At 45.2% G+C, this 16418-nt stretch carries 18 protein-coding genes; 13 read left to right on the forward strand and 5 right to left on the reverse strand.

All coding sequences use genetic code 11. From position 1 onward, the window contains the following. Positions 1-83: 83 nt before the first annotated feature. The 4 genes from QUA56_RS07970 to QUA56_RS07985 form a co-directional block, all read right to left on the reverse strand. A complete protein-coding gene (locus QUA56_RS07970) occupies positions 84-299 on the reverse strand; it encodes a hypothetical protein (RefSeq protein WP_333355497.1) in 216 nt (71 codons plus the stop codon). Between the two features lie 61 nt (positions 300-360). Continuing rightward, a complete protein-coding gene (locus tag QUA56_RS07975) occupies positions 361-1191 on the reverse strand; it encodes a prepilin peptidase (RefSeq protein WP_333355600.1) in 831 nt (276 codons plus the stop codon). 146 nt (positions 1192-1337) lie between these two features. Beyond that, positions 1338-1460 (reverse strand): hypothetical protein, encoded by a 123-nt coding sequence (locus tag QUA56_RS07980; RefSeq protein WP_333355500.1) that lies wholly within the window; start codon positions 1458-1460, stop codon positions 1338-1340. Between the two features lie 25 nt (positions 1461-1485). Further along, on the reverse strand, positions 1486-1746 hold the full coding sequence (locus QUA56_RS07985) for a hypothetical protein (RefSeq protein WP_333348786.1): 261 nt from the start codon (positions 1744-1746) through the stop codon (positions 1486-1488). A gap of 83 nt (positions 1747-1829) precedes the next feature. Here QUA56_RS07985 and QUA56_RS07990 point away from each other — a divergent pair, with 83 nt between their 5' ends. The 6 genes from QUA56_RS07990 to QUA56_RS08015 all read left to right on the forward strand — a co-directional run bounded on the left by QUA56_RS07990 (position 1830) and on the right by QUA56_RS08015 (position 9305). After that, positions 1830-3425 carry an adenylate/guanylate cyclase domain-containing protein gene (locus tag QUA56_RS07990; protein WP_333355502.1) on the forward strand — a complete coding sequence of 532 codons (1596 nt, stop codon included), beginning with the start codon at positions 1830-1832 and terminating at the stop codon, positions 3423-3425. Between the two features lie 420 nt (positions 3426-3845). Beyond that, a complete protein-coding gene (locus QUA56_RS07995) occupies positions 3846-4892 on the forward strand; it encodes an aliphatic sulfonate ABC transporter substrate-binding protein (RefSeq protein ID WP_333355505.1) in 1047 nt (348 codons plus the stop codon). A 423-nt stretch (positions 4893-5315) separates the two neighbouring features. Then, the gene (locus QUA56_RS08000) at positions 5316-6143 is read left to right on the forward strand and encodes an ABC transporter permease (protein WP_333355507.1); all 828 of its coding nucleotides are present in this window, start codon (positions 5316-5318) and stop codon (positions 6141-6143) included. A gap of 39 nt (positions 6144-6182) precedes the next feature. Next, on the forward strand, positions 6183-6935 hold the full coding sequence (locus QUA56_RS08005) for an ABC transporter ATP-binding protein (RefSeq protein ID WP_333355510.1): 753 nt from the start codon (positions 6183-6185) through the stop codon (positions 6933-6935). 275 nt (positions 6936-7210) lie between these two features. After that, a complete protein-coding gene (locus QUA56_RS08010; RefSeq protein WP_333355513.1) occupies positions 7211-8032 on the forward strand; it encodes a class I SAM-dependent methyltransferase in 822 nt (273 codons plus the stop codon). 64 nt (positions 8033-8096) lie between these two features. Continuing rightward, entirely contained in the window at positions 8097-9305 is a 1209-nt protein-coding gene (locus QUA56_RS08015; RefSeq protein ID WP_333355516.1) for an acyl-CoA dehydrogenase family protein, read from the forward strand. Between the two features lie 146 nt (positions 9306-9451). Here the strand turns inward: QUA56_RS08015 and QUA56_RS08020 are convergent, their stop codons facing one another. After that, on the reverse strand, positions 9452-9607 hold the full coding sequence (locus QUA56_RS08020; RefSeq protein ID WP_333355519.1) for a hypothetical protein: 156 nt from the start codon (positions 9605-9607) through the stop codon (positions 9452-9454). A gap of 34 nt (positions 9608-9641) precedes the next feature. Here QUA56_RS08020 and QUA56_RS08025 point away from each other — a divergent pair, with 34 nt between their 5' ends. The 7 genes from QUA56_RS08025 to QUA56_RS08055 all read left to right on the forward strand — a co-directional run bounded on the left by QUA56_RS08025 (position 9642) and on the right by QUA56_RS08055 (position 16417). After that, positions 9642-10721: a sulfonate ABC transporter substrate-binding protein gene (locus QUA56_RS08025; protein ID WP_333355521.1), complete on the forward strand. Its 1080-nt coding sequence runs from the start codon at positions 9642-9644 to the stop codon at positions 10719-10721. 24 nt (positions 10722-10745) lie between these two features. Further along, positions 10746-12449, forward strand: coding sequence for a fumarate reductase/succinate dehydrogenase flavoprotein subunit (locus tag QUA56_RS08030; RefSeq protein WP_333355523.1), 1704 nt, complete (start codon positions 10746-10748; stop codon positions 12447-12449). Between the two features lie 247 nt (positions 12450-12696). Beyond that, positions 12697-12924: a 4Fe-4S binding protein gene (locus QUA56_RS08035; protein WP_333355525.1), complete on the forward strand. Its 228-nt coding sequence runs from the start codon at positions 12697-12699 to the stop codon at positions 12922-12924. Between the two features lie 32 nt (positions 12925-12956). Continuing rightward, positions 12957-13931 (forward strand): HEAT repeat domain-containing protein, encoded by a 975-nt coding sequence (locus QUA56_RS08040; protein ID WP_333355528.1) that lies wholly within the window; start codon positions 12957-12959, stop codon positions 13929-13931. Beyond that, positions 13924-15063 carry an Mrp/NBP35 family ATP-binding protein gene (locus QUA56_RS08045; RefSeq protein WP_333355531.1) on the forward strand — a complete coding sequence of 380 codons (1140 nt, stop codon included), beginning with the start codon at positions 13924-13926 and terminating at the stop codon, positions 15061-15063. Before QUA56_RS08040 ends, QUA56_RS08045 begins: the two co-directional genes overlap by 8 nt. 361 nt (positions 15064-15424) lie before the next feature. Next, positions 15425-16168: an aliphatic sulfonate ABC transporter substrate-binding protein gene (locus QUA56_RS08050; RefSeq protein ID WP_333355534.1), complete on the forward strand. Its 744-nt coding sequence runs from the start codon at positions 15425-15427 to the stop codon at positions 16166-16168. 15 nt (positions 16169-16183) lie between these two features. Further along, the gene (locus QUA56_RS08055) at positions 16184-16417 is read left to right on the forward strand and encodes a hypothetical protein (RefSeq protein ID WP_333355537.1); all 234 of its coding nucleotides are present in this window, start codon (positions 16184-16186) and stop codon (positions 16415-16417) included. The last annotated feature ends 1 nt before the right edge of the window (position 16418 follow it).

The following is a 16418-nucleotide window of genomic DNA, read 5'->3' on the forward strand; positions in this document are numbered from 1 at the left end:
ATTTGTTAGCTGCTACCAATAACTAATAACTAATAACTAATAACCAATAACCCATAACAACTGACAATAAACAACAGACTTGACTACTGACTATTGTCCTCTTCAATGGGACTGATGAGGAGCGATGCTGTTGGCTGGTGTTCTGGAAGAACTTGCAGGGCTGTAGCACTTCCAGCCCCCAAATAAGATGCTATGCCCAAGTCTACAATCCGGGCGGGGATTTGATGAGCTGCTAGGAGCTGCTGCATTAATTCCGCTTCCCAACGAAAGCTAGTGGTTGTAAGTGTAATCCAAGACACGGAACAATTTTACCAATTTTTGAGACAATATTATGTTCGATCGCTACTGACTACCGACAGATCAGAAACTAAAATTAGGGAAAAACAACTGCAAGTAAGTAGATAAGATGGCTTCGCCCCACAGAGCAGTAATTGCTGCACCGAGAGCCAGAAACGGGCCGAAAGGCATGGGTTGACGCCGATCGAGCAACCCGAGGGCGATCGCCCCGCCACCGGCAAAAGCCCCGGCGACACAGGCGATGAATCCCGCTAGCAGCAAGTATTTCCAGCCCAGCCAAGCTCCCATCAAGGCGGCTAATTTGGTATCTCCGGCGCCCATAGCATTCTGCCCGAGGCCGATCGTCCCGGCGAGTCCGATCGCGTCAAACAGCCACAACCCGAAAACTGCTCCCGCGATCCCGTCGAGTACCAGATAGTGCACCGAGTCGATCGGACTAAATGTCGGCCACCAACCTTTCGCCACCTGGAAAACCAATCCGAGCACCAAACCCGATCGAGTTAAAGAATTAGGCAAAGTCATTGTATCGCAGTCAATCAAAGACAAAGCCAACAGCCAGGTAAAAAAAGCCCACAAACCCAGAGTTTGTACTGTCACCCCAAACCGCCAGAAGATTAGCAAAAACAGCAAACCCGTAGCTGCTTCCACCAGCGGATAGCGGGCAGAAATCCGACTGCGGCAGTAATTGCAGCGTCCCCGCAGCCACAGCCAACCGAAAATCGGTATATTTTCGTAAGGTTTGAGTTGATTTAAACACTTGGGACAGCGAGAAGGAGGGTGTATCACCGACAAACCTGCAGGCAACCGATAGACTACCACATTTAGAAAGCTGCCAATAGCCGATCCGAAAACAAAGACAATGACATAAACAATAAAATTAAAAATTATTTCCATTAATTGGTTATTGGGCATTGGTTATTTGTTATTTCTTATTGGTTATTTGTTATTTGTTATTGGTTATTTGTTATTTGTTATTGGTTATTTGTTATTTGTTATTGGTTATTGGTTATTTGTTATTTGTTATTTGTTATTTGTGACTGTCAACTAACAACAGTCAACTGCCAACTGCCAACAGTCAACTGCCAACAGTCAACTGCCAACTGCCAACTGCCAACTGCCAACTGCCAACTGCCAACTGTCAACTGCCAACTGCCAACTGCCAACTGACTGCTGACTACTGACTACTGACTAATACATTTGAGATTCAATTTCGTCAAAAGTAACAAAACGTTCACCGGGCAACAAAATCGGCTGCGAAGCAAAAATTAGCTGCCCTCGATCGCTTCCTAGACTGACAACTACACCGATCGGACGCTGGATCTGCTCGGAATGCACTTTCAGATACATACCATAGGCCGATCGAGCAGCTCGGATCAAATCGGGAGCTAGCAAGCTGTGACTTTCGGAAGTTTCTATCCAGGGTTCTGGGTGCGGCTGGTATCGGGTCACTGGAAACTTATCATAATGGTATAGGTCTAGCTATTGGTGTTGCCTCTAGATCGAACTGACCTTATTTTGTAAGAATATACTAGGTGGAAATTAATAGATTAACTTACAATCCTCCCTTGGCTGCGATCGAACTGCGGCTGCGATCGCTCCTTTCCGCCCAACTGTACGCTGCTGCGTGGGTTGATCCGTCCCCCGCAACGCTAATGGGGGTTTTCGAGCACTTGCGTACTCTCCGCTACATCCTGCACGACTACGTACCCAGGCCAGTGTCCGAATCTCCGCCCAACCCGGGCGAGGTACGCTACCAGTGGCAAACAGGCACTTTGCTGTTTACCGATTTGGCCGGGTTTACGTCGCTGTTGGAAGCGAACGCAGCCCAGGGGCGCAAGGGAGCTGAAACGCTGCTGGGGGTGATTAACGACTATTTTGCCTCGATGATTGAAATTGTCAGCAAATCGGGCGGGGATTTGCTGGAGTTTACCGGAGATGCGATGCTGGTGCAGTTTCTGGCAGGGGTTCATCAAGAGGATACAGCGAGGGCTGTGCGGGCGGGTTTGCGGATGCAGCGAGCGATGGCTCAATTTGCCAATATTGAAACGGCGCGGGGTGTTTTGGCTTTGAGGATGCGGGTGGGCATCCACTGCGGCCGCTATATTAGTGCTGACATCGGTACGCCGCTGCGGATGGCTCACGTACTGCTGGGGCATTCTGTTCAGCAAGCCAAGCAAGCTGAGGGTTCTGGGACTGTGGGGCGGGTGTGTGTGACTGAAACGGCTAGAGAGTCTGTGGCAGAGCAATTTCGTTTTGAACCGGGGAAACCGGGTTATTTGTTGGTGGCGGACGATTTCACGGACGATCGACTTGGAGAATACGATATTACTTTGACTGGGCGGCGGATGCCGAGTTCGGTATTGCTCGATCGCAGCGTTTCGGGTTTGGTAAGCGAAATCGGGGAATCTGTGAAGCGGCTTGAACCCCTTGCTAGTTATATTCCCAAAGCTATCCTGAGACTGCTGGTTGAAAATGCCGACCGGCGGAAAATTCCGCCGGATTTTCCCGAACCGACGGTGATGTTTGTCAACTTGATTGGTTTGCCGGAGTCTGTGGACAAAGCTTCGCTGGAGGAAGAAGTCAATCTGGTAGTGGGTTTTTCTCGGGTGTTTGCGTCGATCGATGCTGTAGTGTCAGCTAAAGGGGGCGTGTTGCAAAAAGTAACGGCGCACTTGGATGGTTCGGATATGCTGATTTATTTTGGCGTACCCGACGCTCACAGGGATGACGCCAGCCGCGCGGCTAGTGCGGCGATTGCAATCCGAGATCTGATTGCAGCTTTGCCGCCGGTAATTATCGGCGGTAAAGAGGTGGAAGTAAGCTGTCAAATTGGCCTGTCCCTGGGGCCGGTGTTTGCGGCTGAGGTTGGGGAACCGCGAGGGCGCAGGGAGTTTAATATCCTCGGCGATACGGTGAATACGGCGGCTCGGTTGATGAGCAAGGCGGGGGAAAACCAAATTTTGATTGCTGAAATGGTGTTTGAGTCGATCGAGCTAAACTTCATTTGCGAGGCTTTGGGAGCTGTTTCTCTGAAGGGAAAATCTGCTCTGACTCCGATGTTTATTTTGCACAGTGCAAAAGGGGAGAAGGGGAAAGGGGGCGATCGAATTAACTTTGCTGGGCAATAATCGCATACTACTGGTCAATTGAGAGCATGACAAACCATTACCGCATAATAACGATGCGCGAGCGTACCCCTAAATATTAAAACACGGTAAATCGATAAAATTAGCGTATATTGCCTGTAATACTCCAACAACGATCGCGATCGTCGTTGCTGGCTTTAGTGGTTCTCTAGTAGCGACTCACCTGTTAAAAACAGCTAACCGCCCCTTGCTAATCAAGCCGATCGATCGCGATCGCGATACTGGCAAGGGAGTTGCCATAGCACCACCAAAAGTCCAGTTGCTCATTTAACTATTGATCTTGAGTGTGCCTTGCTGTAAGATAAAATTCAGCTATACTACGGTAAACCGACCGATTTACAGTATAAACTGCGTAAGTCCTAATTAAACGAGACATTCAGCAAGGAGTTGAGGAGACGAATCATGAGCAAATGGTTTGCCATTGCCAGACGTAGGTTGCTGCTATTTTTTATTTCAGGGCTGTTTCTAGCGGTATTAGTCAATGCCTGTAATTCTTCCTCTCCTGGAACTAACACTACAGCAGCATCCCCAGGCTCATCTCCTACGGCAGTTCCTACGGTAGTACGTTTAGATTATGCCTACTACAATCCTGTCAGTCTCGTGCTGAAAGAGAAAGGCTGGCTGGAGGAAGACTTAGCCAAAACCAATATCAAAGTCGAATGGGTTCTCAGTCAAGGTAGTAACAAAGCATTAGAGTTTCTCAATGGCAGCAGCATTGACTTTGGCTCGACTTCTGGCGCTTCCGCACTGATTGCAAAAGCCAATGGCAATCCCATCAAATCTATTTACGTTTACTCCAAACCCGAATGGACGGCATTAGTAACTACGGCAAATTCTTCCATTCAAAAAGTCGCCGATCTAAAAGGCAAGAAAGTTGCAGCAACGCGCGGAACAGATCCGTTTATTTTCTTGTTGCGTGCCTTGGATCTAGTCGGTTTGACTGCCAAAGATGTAGAAATTGTGCCTTTGCCCCACGCTGACGGTAAAGCTGCCCTTGAGAAAGGCGATGTCGATGCCTGGGCTGGTCTCGATCCATTTATGGCACAGACAGAAGTAGAACAAGGCTCAAAACTTTTCTTCCGCGATACTAAACTAATTAGCCAAGGCTTTTTGAATGTCCGCGAGGCATTTGCCAAACAATATCCCGAACAAGTTAGTCAAGTGCTAACCGCCTATGAGAAGGCACGGAAATGGGCGATCGCAAATCCCAGCGAATTCAAGCAAGTGGTAATTAAAGCATCGAAGCTGACAGAAGCGGTAGCAACTAAACAATTAGAGGAGCGAACCGATATATCAAACTCATCGATTGGTGACGAACAAAAAGCCGTTATTAGTGCTGCAGGGGATGTCTTGAAAAAAAGCGGCGTAATCGAGAATTCCGTTGACGTGACTACAGTAGTTAACGATTTAATCGATCCGCAATATGTAGCAAAGATTGCCAAATCCTAAGTAAAAAACATCTGCTGTGGATATATAGCAATTCTCAAACAAGTGAGGTACGTAGTTGGGCTTTAGCCCTCTTAATTGTGCAAGTGAGGTACGTAGTTGGGCTTTAGCCCTCTTAATTGTGCAAGTGAGGTACGTAGTTGGGCTTTAGCCCTCTTAATTGTGCTTATGTAGTTAAGTGAGGTAAGCACCTAACAACTCCCATTACCAACTAACAGTGATACCTCATCTACCTGAGAAGAGCTGTAGCGATTCTCAAACAAGTGAGGTAAGCTGTTGAACATTTAAAACAGATTGTAAGGTGCGTCAGTCCGAAGTGTTTCCCGTTTAAGCGTAAGTGTTCGCGGATGACGCACCCTACTTACTCACTCGCAGCAATTAGCAATTAGCAATTAGCAATTAGCCATTAGCCATTAGCAATAAGTTATGGAACAAAGACTTGCGATCGCAATACCAAGGGCACAAACAGGTAATATTTGGCAATTCCTCAATCGTCTGGGCAAAATAAAAGGCTGGCTCTTGCCAATCTTTCTATTAATATTGTGGGAAAGTCTCTCTAGGTTTGGTTTGGTTGCTCCTAACTTGTTACCTGCTCCCTCAACTGTTCTGACAACAGTTTGGAAACTCGGTGCAGCAGGGGAACTATGGCAGCACATCGGCATTACACTCTATCGAGTCTTTATTGGCTTCCTAATTGGTACATTTTTTGCCACTATTCTAGGAGGATTAACAGGCTATTCTGGCCTAATTCACGATTTACTCGACCCGCTTTTGCAATCACTCCGTAACATTCCTTCCCTCGCATGGGTGCCACTATTCATCCTGTGGATGGGAATTCATGAGCCTTCCAAAATTGCTTTGATCGCCGTTGGAGTCTTCTTCCCCGTTTACTTAAATCTGATGAGCGGCATTCATAATGTCGATCGCAAATTGGTTGAGGTTGGCAAAATTTATAGACTTAATGATTGGCAGCTTATCAGTCGTGTTTTCTTACCCGCGACATTGCCTGCCTACATCGTAGGTTTGCGAAGTGGCTTGGGTTTAGGCTGGATGTTTGTGGTGGCGGCTGAATTAATGGGAGCCAGTCAGGGCTTAGGCTTCTTATTGATCGACGGGCAAGCGACTGGACGACCTGCAATCACCCTTGCTAGCATTCTCCTATTTGCAATTTGCGGAAAAGTGACCGACTCAGCGATCGGCTTTGCATCACATTGGCTACTCAATTGGCAGGATGTTTACGCTTCTCAGCATTAATTTTAAGCATTTATTCAAAGCGCCAAGGAGGAAACATATATGCTACTCATCGAAGGACTACATAAGCGATTTAAAAATGGTTTTGTAGGGCTAGACTCTATTGATTTAACTGTTAAGCGTAGCGAGATTGTGAGTTTAATCGGTACGAGTGGCTGCGGTAAAAGTACGCTTTTACGGATCGTTGCTGGATTAGATATGCCAACTTATGGAGATGTGCAAATTGACGATATTCGCATTGACAAACCTCATCCAGAAATTGGTGTAATATTTCAAGAACCTCGCCTGATGCCTTGGTTAACCGTCTGGGAAAATGTGCAGTTTGGTTTGCATCATTTACCGAACGATGAACGCAAGGCACGGGCAAGTGATGCTCTAGTTAAGGTTGGATTACAAGATTTTGCTCGTTTGCTGCCGCGCCAACTATCAGGAGGAATGGCTCAACGGGTGGCGATCGCGCGTGCCCTCGTCACTAATCCTTCTATTTTATTGCTAGATGAACCCTTTAGTGCTCTCGATTCCTTTACTAGAATGCAATTACAGGATCGTCTGTTAGAAATTTGGCAATCCGATCGCCAGACGATGATTCTTGTCACCCATGATGTTGAAGAAGCACTGATTTTAAGCGATCGCGCGATCGTCATGCGTGGCAACCCTGGACGTATCCATCTTGAGCTAAATATCGATCTTCCCCGTCCCCGCAGGCGTACCGATCGCGATTTGCAATATTGGAAAGAAAAATTATTGAGTACCTTGGATTTATCCAATACGCAAACTGTTCCCTTAGAGGTTTAAATCCCAGGCTGCGATCGCAATCAACATCTAAATATAGGCAAGGGAAACGCCGCTCCGATCTCTAGCCCTGAGCGAAACCCAAGGGCTGATATCTAATCCGTTAACATCGGAATTATTCTCTCTCTCTTCTCTTTCTCTGTGTCCTCTGTGCCCTCTGTGGTTTAATCATTCCGATACAACCGGAATTGATATGACGCACCCGACAATCGTTTTTTAAATGTCGAACAGCTTATCTCAAAACCTAAATCCTAATTCAGCAAAAATTGACTTCAATCATGACTACTAAAATACTTCCAAACTACGATCCCACTCTCTTTCAAGGAGCCATTTCTTATTACCTGCAATATCGACCGCGCTACCCAAATGCTCTTTACGATTTAATCTCACAGAAATTTCAATTAGATGGGCAAGGAAAGCTTCTCGATCTCGGCTGTGGGATTGGCTTGGTAGCGATCGCCTTACACGATCGATTTCAATCTGTTTTGGGTATCGATCCCGATACAGAAATGCTCGAAGTTGCCAAGCAAGAAGCTAAACTGGCTCATGCTTCAAATATCACTTGGGTAAGGGATTTAGCAGAAAATATTTCCCCGGCAATTGGTACATTTTCCGTTGTCACCATTGGTCGTGCTTTTCATTGGATGGATCAAGAATTGGTGCTACAGCGTAGCTACGATGTGCTCGATCGCACCAGTAACGCTAATAGGGGGATAGCGATTATTCAAACTGAAAAAGATATTTGGTCAAATGACTCTGTTTGGGCACAAAATGTGCTAGCGACGATCAAACGGTGGCTAGGAGAAGAGCGGCGTGTGGGATCGAGTAGCGTTCCTTTGCTCTACAAGTCTGATTTAGAAGTTTTGGATCGATCGCCATTCGTTCGGATTAAGCGCCATAAGATTGACTTTCAAAAACACTGGACGATTGATAATTTTATTGGTTATCTCTACTCCACCGCTTACTGCCGTCGTGATTACTTTAATGGCGATACTTCCGAATTTGAGGCGGAAATTAAAGCAGCAATTCTCAGTGCCGAACCTTCAGGTCAGTTTGTTGAAGATGTACCGATTTCTGTTTACTTTGGTTTTAAGGACTGACCAACCTATAGGAATCCTAAATCATTTGTACGTCATTATTTCCCTCAATTTTGGATCGTCAAATATGAAAATATCCCTTGCAGACTCGAAAAGCACAACACAGCAAGACAGCAAGCAAGATTATGTAGCGATCGCCAGATCGCTTGCTCAAGAATTTGCTGCTACTGCCATCGAACGAGATCGTGTTGGCGGTACGCCAAAGTATGAACGCGATCGCATTCGCTCTAGCGGTTTGCTCGGTTTGATTATCCCTAAAGAATATGGCGGTATTGGCGAAACATGGATCGCTGCACTCCAAATTTCCCGCGAGTTGGCAAAGACTGATAGTTCTCTAGCCCATGTTTACTCCTATCACCATTTAGGGGTGGTTATCCCGCATCTTTTTGGCACGGAGGAACGCAAGGCGCAGTTCTACACAGATACGGTGACAAACAATTGGTTCTGGTGCAATGCTCTCAATCCTCTCGATCGCCGTGCCACTTTAACTCCTGATGGTACAGGCTTTTTACTGAACGGTACAAAAAGCTTTTGCTCTGGCTCTAAAGATTCTGATATCTTACCCATAACTGCGGTTCGTCAAGATACTTCCGAACTCACAATTATTGTAATTCCCACTCAAAGAGAGGGAATACAAATCCATGACGATTGGGATAATATGGGGCAACGTCAAACCGATAGCGGTAGTATTAGTTTCGACCAAGTGCGCGTTTATGACTCGGAAGTGTTTGGCGATCGCACTCGTGCCGATCTTCCTTTCCGTACTTTACGAGCTTGTTTGACGCAAATCAATCTTGCCCATATTTATCTGGGTATTGCAGAAGGAGCATTTGCTGCTGCTAAAGACTATACCCGCACCCAAGGACGACCCTGGTTAACTTCCACTGCTCCTAGTGTGACGCAAGATCCCTACATTCTCAAGCACTACGGAGAAATGTGGGTCGATCTGCAAGCGGTTAGCAGTTTGACGGATCGAGCCGCCGCCATTCTGCAAGCAGCTTGGGAAAAAGGCATAGATTTAACAACAGAAGAACGTGGAAAATGCGCGATCGCGATCGCAACGGCAAAGGTTGCTGCTACCAAAATAGGTTTAGATGTGACCAGTCGTATTTTTGAAGTGATGGGGGCGCGTGCTACTACCAGTAAATATGGTTTCGATCGCTACTGGCGCAATCTGAGAACGTTTACGCTGCATGATTCTGTTGACTACAAAATTCACGATCTGGGTAACTGGGTACTCAACGATCAGCTCCCCAATCCCAGCTTTTATACGTAGAAATAGTCCTTCAAAAAGGATGTTTTATCTTCAATTGTTCTCCAGCAACTTGGTTGATGGACGGAGAGTATCCCGAATTTGTACAGTATTTACGCAACTGCACAATTAGTAAGGTGCGTCAGGCGATCGAACCCTAACGATCTCGTTCAATCGCTGCATTTGACGCACCCTACTAAATCGGGAGGTTCCTGATGGACTGAAGTGCTGTAACCGTGAGCGATCGCACCCCAAAATCTTAACACCCGAAAGTGAACAACTATTAACTCCGGTAAATTTATCGGGATATGGTGGTATACTGCCATAAAGTTACTCTCAATCCCTTCCTTATTGATATTTATGTGGATTAAGTTCTCAGAAGCCAAGCCTTTAGGCATTTTGACTTACTACCGCCAAAATTTCTTTTCTCCGAGAGGTCGCAGTCTTTCGCTGCTGTTTGCAACTGGACTCGGCTTGACTCTGGGAGCAGCAGGTTGTGCTTCCAGCGCTAGCACGACGGACACAGCCACTAAACCCACCACCCCGACCAACAGTACCGCACCCACGAAAAGCGTCACTGTTAACATCGGCTTCCAAAAATCGGCTACCGTTCTCAACGCTCTTAAAACCAAAGGCGACTTAGAAAAAGCCTTAGCAGCCTCCAAATCTTCTGTAAAATTTGTAGAATTTCCGGCTGGGCCACCATTATTAGAAGGAATGAATGCAGGCAGTATAGACTTCGGCTACACGGGAGAAGCGCCGCCAGTTTTTGCCCAAGCTGCCGGAACACCATTAGTTTATGTTGCTTACGAAACATCCAATCCTCAGTCTGAAGGGATTGTGGTTCCCAAGGATTCACCCATACAAACTGTTGCCGATCTCAAAGGCAAAAAAGTTGCTTTTGCCAAAGGATCTAACACCAATTACTTAATAGTTAAAGCTTTAGAAGCGGCTGGACTTCAATACAGCGACATCACTCCAGTTTTTCTCAAACCAGCAGATGCCCGTGCCGCTTTTGAAGGCGGAAATGTAGATGCTTGGGCGGTTTGGGACCCGTATTTAGCAGCAGCAGAAAAAACCGCAAACGCACGACTGATTAAAGATGCCACAGGCATCGCGGCTAATCGAGGTTACTATCTCGCTCGTAAGGCTTTTGTTGACGAACATCCTGAGATTTTGAAACTCATTTTAGATGAGGTCAAAAAAGTAGATCGATGGGCGGCGGGCAATCCAGTAGAAGTTGCTAAGTTTTTGGAGACGCAATTAGGTATAGAAGCTTCTGTGTTAGAAGTGTCAGAAAAGCGACGTAAGTATGGCGTTTCTCCCCTGACTGATGAAGAGATTGCCGGACAGCAGCAAATTGCTGATACCTTCCATAAATTGGAGCTTATTCCTAAGCCAGTTCAAGTTAAAGAAATCGTGTTGAAAGATAGTAAGTAGAGTAATTAGCAAGAGGAAATCAACGTGAATACTCAATTCATAAAAACCGATGTGCTGGTAATTGGTGGCGGTACGGCTGGCACTATGGCTGGCATCAAAGCTAAACAGGCAAATCCTGACAGCGAAGTGCTAATTTTAGAGAAGGCAAATATTCGTAGAAGCGGCGCGATCGCAATGGGAATGGATGGCGTAAATACTGCTGTCATTCCCGGCCATTCTACACCAGAACAGTACGTCCGCGAAATTACCCTTGCTAATGACGGCATCCTCAACCAAAAAGCTGTTTATCAAACTGGAAAATTAGGTTATGAAGTCATCCAAGAGTTAGAAAGTTGGGGCGTGAAATTTCAGAAAGATGCTCAGGGGAACTACGACTTAAAACAAGTCCACCGCGTCGGCAAATATGTTTTGCCAATGCCGGAAGGTAAAGACCTCAAACAAATTTTAACCCGACAGGTGAAACGCCACAAAGTTAAAGTTACCAATCGAGTCATGGCAACCCGCGTCTTAGTACAAAAAGGACGCGCTACTGGTGCTGTTGGCTTTGACGTGCGAAATGGCGATTTTGTAGTAATTCAAGCCAAAGCAGTCATTCTTTCTACAGGTGCTTGCGGTCGTTTAGGACTACCCGATTCTGGCTACCTTTATGGAACCTATGAAAATCCGACTAATGCCGGAGATGGCTATTCAATGGCTTACCATGCAGGCGCAGAACTGAGTAACATTGAATGTTTTCAAGTTAACCCGTTAATTAAAGATTATAACGGCCCTGCTTGCGCTTATGTTGCCGGCCCCTTTGGTGCTCATACTGCTAATGCCGAAGGTCATCGCTTCATTAGTTGCGATTATTGGAGCGGTCAAATGATGCTGGAAATCTGGAAAGAATTAAACTCTGGCAAAGGCCCGATTCAATTAAAAATGACTCATCTCGATGAGGATACTATTGCTGAAATTGAATCAATTCTTTGGTCAAACGAGCGTCCGAGTCGAGGCAGATTTCACGAAGGTAGAGGGGAAAATTATCGCTCTCACGGCGTGGAGATGCACATTTCTGAAATAGGGCTATGCAGCGGCCACAGTGCCTCTGGTGTATGGGTGAATGAAAAGGCAGAAACAACAGTACAAGGGCTTTACGCAGCGGGAGATATGGCCAGCGTTCCTCATAATTATATGATCGGCGCGTTTGTGTTTGGTAGGTTAGCAGGAACTAATGCCATTGATTACATCCAAGATTTAGATTATGTCGAGCCAGATGCTGATTTTCTAGAAGCAGAGAAAGCGCGAATTTATGCACCTTTAAATCTGCCGAATGGAATTCCTCACACGCAAGTAGAATATAAGTTGCGGCGCTTGGTGAATGATTATTTACAGCCGCCCAAAGTAGGCAATAAACTGGAAATTGGGCTGAATAATTTTGTCCGCTATCACGACACCTTAGAGGAAATGGGTGCTCGCGATGCCCATGAGTTAATGCGCTGTATGGAAGTTCACTTTATTCGAGACTGTGCGGAGATGGCGGCGAGAGCTTCTTTGTATCGCCGCGAGACTCGTTGGGGGCTTTATCATTATCGATTAGATTACCCTGACAAGAATGATGAAGAGTGGTTTTGTCATGTTAATTTGAAAAAAGAAGAGTCGGGAGAAATGAGATTGTTTAAGCGTCCAGTTGAACCTTATATTGTGGAGGTGGATTTGCATAAAGAGGATTATGATGTTGTCGCTCGTTAAGTTATTATAGGGAGTGAATGTATTTTGTAAGTTGGGTTTTACTTACATATTACACCATTATTAAAAGCCTGTAGGGGCGGGTTCGCCAAGAACCTTAAACCGCATAGCAAAAGCTAAAAAACCCGCCCCCACCCCACGATTGATTCCTTTATTGACAACAGGGTTTTAACCCAGCGGCTTAAAGAGAAGAGTGCTAAAGCACAACTACGTACCTTTGTTTATTCACAATTAACGATCGCAACTAACTATGGCTTTAATTACACAACGAGTTGATATTCCCGTCACTGTAGATGAGTCTAAGTGTTTGGAAAAATGCCATGTCTGCATTGATGTTTGTCCTTTAGATGTATTAGCCAAAAATCCAGAAACAGGTAAAGCTTACATGAAATACGATGAATGTTGGTTTTGCTTGCCATGTGAAAAAGAATGTCCAACTAATGCAATTACGGTTAAAATACCTTTCTTGTTGCGCTAAATTTGTTCTAGTTTGTAGGGATTATAAAACTCATGAATGCTGAGACTGATAGCGAATTAAATCAATGGCTAGAAATGTTGCGATCGCCCGATCTCAGCGATCGCCTTGTTGCCGTTAAAAATCTACAATATTTGGGCGATGAAGAAGCTATAAATGCCCTCCTTATTACCCTATCCGATGACAGTAGCGCTGTTCAAAAAATTGCAATATCTGCTCTTTGGGAAATTGGCAACCCTGTAGCTATTCCGGCTTTAATCGAGTGTCTAGGTTCCGCCGATGTCGATATTCGCCAAGAAGCATTGTCGGCATTGAATGAATTAGTTTCACCCACTGACTTAAAGCAACTCCTAGATGCACTACACCGCGACAATGTTAATATCCAACTCAACATATTAACTTTGTTGCGGAAGATTCACGATGCTCAATCTTTACCCGATATTTTACCATTCTTTGCATCAAAAATTCCTGAATTGAGAGCAGCAGCAGTTACCACTCTCAGCTATCTCAATCAGGTAGAAAAATGCCCCCAAGCTTTAGCTTTAATATCTGATGCAGATGTCAATGTTCGCCGTGCTACGGTTTTAACTTTAGGGCATTTAACAGATCCAGAAGTCATCTTAATTTTGTGTCAAGCACTCAAAAGCGATACTGACTGGCAAGTGCGACGAAATGCGGCTAAATCTTTGGCAATTCATGCCGATTCTGCGGCAATTTCTGCGCTGGAAACGGCGGTAAGTGACGAACACTGGCAAGTTCGCAAATTCGCGTTACAAGCTTTGCAAAAAATGCCAGATGAACGAGTGCTACCTGCTTTAATTAGATCCTTAGCTGATGAATATTCAGATGTGCGGAAAGAAGCTGCGATCGCGCTCGGCAATCTCAGCAATCCTGCGGCGATGAATGCGCTACAGCAATCCCTCGACGATCCCGATAAAGAGGTGGCTATTTTCTCTCAAAGAGCAATTCAAAAGATTCAAAAATTACTGCAAAATTCCCCCAATGGTTAATTCTTCCTCCTTACCAAAAACCGACTCGGATCTACCCTCAGAAAATCCAGAAATTCTGGGGGAATTGCGACAGCAAGAAGTTGTAAACTATCTCAAACAAGTCATCGAACCCACCCTCAAAAATGATATCATCAGTTTGGGCATGGTGCGAAATTTGCGAATTGTTGATGGTTACATTTATTTGCGCCTTTATATTGGTTCGCATCAGCAAGACTTACAAGCAAAAATTGAATCTGTTTTATCACCTATAACGTGGTGTAAAAAAACTTATATTCAAATTTGCACGATCGCTAACGTGCGAACTACTTTAGCTATTTCTAGCGGTAAAGGGGGAGTCGGAAAATCTACAACTGCCGTCAATTTAGCCGCCGCTTTAAAATTACAAGGGGCAAAAGTAGGCTTGCTAGATGCTGATGTTTACGGCCCGAATATTCCGCAAATGTTAGGCTTAGGACAAGCCGATGTTGAGACAGTTAATACTGCTAAAGGTCAGAAATTTTTACCTTTGGAAGCACAGGGAATTAAACTAATGTCTGTGGGTTTACTAGCCGAACCAGAACGCCCTTTAGCATGGCGAGGCCCAGTTCTCCACAAAATTATTACTCAGTTTATTCAAGATGTAGAATGGGGCGAATTAGATTATTTACTAATTGACTTACCCCCAGGAACCGGAGATGCTCAAATTACGATTGTGCAAGAAAGTCCGATTTGTGGAGTGATACTTGTTACTACGCCGCAACAAATATCTATTTCCGATGTCCGTCGCAATATTTATATGTTTCGTCAGGTTGGGGTTCCGGTTCTTGGCATTATTGAAAATATGAGTTATTTAATTTGCGATCGCGATTCAAAACCGCTGCAAATTTTTGGTAGTGGCGGCGGTAAACAGCTAGCAGAAGAATTGCAAGCGCCTCTCCTAGCCCAAATTCCTATTGATCCGCGCATCTGTGCGGGGGGTGATACAGGAAAACCGCTAACAATTGCAGATCCAAACTCGGCGGTATCTCAGATTTTTATGCAGATAGCCGCAGGGCTAGATGCTACTTTTTCTCCTGCGGGTGCAACTGATACATTACCTGTGAATATTAATCATTTAAGCAACTATAGTCCTTCTCAGGTAGATGAGGTATGACTGACAACTTATATAACCACGCTTATAAGAGGGCTGAAGCCCAACTACGTACCTCACTTACTTGAGAACCGCTATAGATAAGTTAGAGCAGCAAAAATCTAGAAAATCTGCTTGCATTTTTGAAGCTATCTGTGGAATAATAGGAGCTTATCAGAGTTAACTACGGTATATCGGTCGGTTTATCGTAAATTCTAATCGATCGCGGTTAGCTCAGCTTTTGCATGGCTATTACGTTTCTTGGTTTTCAATACTTGAAATTTAGGAAGGGACAGTGTTAACCCCATTTAGAGAGAGCCTATTTCCAGCTCGATTGAGGCATTTTTGGAGCAAACTAAAGCATAGTTCGCTCAAGACCTTTGCTTTGCTTTTTGCAGTTGGTTTGAGTTTAAGTTTGGCCGTTTCTGCCTGTACTCCTACTCAGCAAGCAAATACAACTACTTCCCCAACTTCTGCTACCACATCAGTAGCTAGTTCCCAACCACAACAGAGCAATGTAATTCGGATCGGCTATCAAAAATATGGAACTCTAAGTATCCTTAAATCACGGGGAAGTTTAGAGAAGCGTCTGGCCTCCCAAAGCACATCCGTACAGTGGCTTCAATTTCCTGCGGGCCCTCAATTACTAGAAGCTTTGAATGCAGGCAGTATTGACTTTGGCCATACAGGAGAAGCGCCGCCTATTTTCGCACAAGCTGCTGGCGCACCATTGGTATATGTTGCTAACGAACCTCCTAATCCTAAAGGCGAAGCTATATTAGTCCCGAAAGATTCTCCCATCCAAGATGTGGCTGGGTTGAAAGGCAAAAAAGTTGTATTTAATAAGGGTTCAAATGTGCAATACCTGGTGGTAGAAGCATTGACAGCAGCCGGATTAAAATATAGCGACATTCAGCCTATTTATTTGCCACCAGCAGAGGCGCGGGCAGCTTTTGAACAAGGTAGCGTTGATGCTTGGGGGATTTGGGACCCGTTTTTTACAGTAGCGAAACGAGCTACAGGCGCTCGCGTTCTTAAGGATGGAGAAGGGCTTGTAGCTAATCGGGAATTCTATCTAGCTGCTAAACCTTTTAACGACCAATATCCTGACCGGACTAAGGCAATTTGAGAGGAAATTCAAAAAGTGGATGAATGGGCTACCGCTCAACCAACTGAGGTGGCAAAACTGCTGTCTCCCGCTCTTGGTATTGACGTTCCAACTTTAGAGGAAATCTCACGGAGACGGCCTTACGGTGTGCAGCCGATTACGGATGAAGTCATTACTTACCAGCAAAAAGTTGCTGATACTTTCTTGGATTTAAAGCTACTTCCCAAACAGGTCAAAATTAGCGAAGTGGCTCAGGTAACTAAACAATAAA

The sequence above is a fragment of the Microcoleus sp. N3A4 genome, assembly GCF_036701805.1.
Classification (GTDB): Bacteria; Cyanobacteriota; Cyanobacteriia; order Cyanobacteriales; family Microcoleaceae; genus Microcoleus.